This is a genomic window from Rhodoferax sp. RT5P35 (assembly GCF_056521385.1).
The window spans coordinates 1-1,032 of sequence record NZ_JBWMAX010000359.1; the positions used below are offsets into that span (position 1 = coordinate 1).

Annotated in this window: 1 protein-coding gene; it reads right to left on the bottom strand. The window is 59.9% G+C overall.

Annotated features, from left to right (window positions below; translation table 11 throughout):
* On the bottom strand, positions 1–749 hold a 749-nt coding region (locus AC097L_RS26315; RefSeq protein WP_479589631.1), incomplete at its 3' end, for a lyase family protein.
* Positions 750–1,032 lie beyond the last annotated feature (283 nt).

The following is a 1,032-nucleotide window of genomic DNA, read 5'->3' on the forward strand; positions in this document are numbered from 1 at the left end:
TTGCCCAGCGAGCCGCCGACCAGGGCCAGAAAGGCCCCCACTTCGGCGATGGTGTCGCGCACCGTGTGCCAGGCGATGGGCGGGCAGGCCAGGCCCAGCTCGGCCATCAGCCCGGCCTGGGTTTCCATCGCGCCTTTTTCCAGCGAGGCCAGCGTGCCCGCCGCGCCGCCAAATTCGCCCATAAAGACCCGTGGTTTGAGCTGTTCCAGCCGCTCGCGGTGGCGCTCGATACCGGCCAGGATGCTGGCGGTCTTGAAGCCGAAGGTGATGGGAATCGCCTGCTGCAGGTTGCTGCGGCCAATGATGGGCGTGTCGCGGTAGGTGCGGGACAGGTCGGCCAGCGAGTCGGAAATGGCTTTCAGGTCTGCCTCCACCAGTGCCAGGCCTTCGCGCATTTGCAGCACGGTGGCCGTGTCGGTGATGTCCTGGGTGGTGGCCCCCCAGTGGATGAAGCCCGCAGCGGGTTCGCCGCACAGGGCTTCGAACTGGTGCAGCACGGGCACCAGGGGATGCTGTGCAAACGCAATGTCGCGCGCCAGGCGGGGCACATCGAACAGGCTGGCATCGGCCTTCTCGGCAATGGTCTGCGCAGCGGCGGCAGGGATGATGCCCAGCTCGGCCTGGGCCTGGGCGAGTGCCGCTTCCACATCCAGCCAGGCCTGCAGGGTGGCGACATCGCTCCAGATGCGCTTGGCATAGCTGCTGAACCAATGGCCCGTGATGAACGATTCAAACATACCGATCTGCATGGAGAGCTCCTGTGGGGATGAAGGACTAGGTTGATACATATTGTATTTATGTGCATGCTGTAAAACCATTGTTTTATATGTATTTTATGGGATTTTAGGGTTTGTACTTACAATATTTATTGTATCAATTGTATTTGTCCTGAATATACTTGAGGCATCAGTGAATGGTGCTGGTACACACCCATAGCAAAAAGGACTCGCCATGGAACGCAGGATGTTGAATAAGTTGCTCGCACTCGCCGCAGGTGCATGCCTGTGCGGTACCGGCTTTGCGCAATCGGAC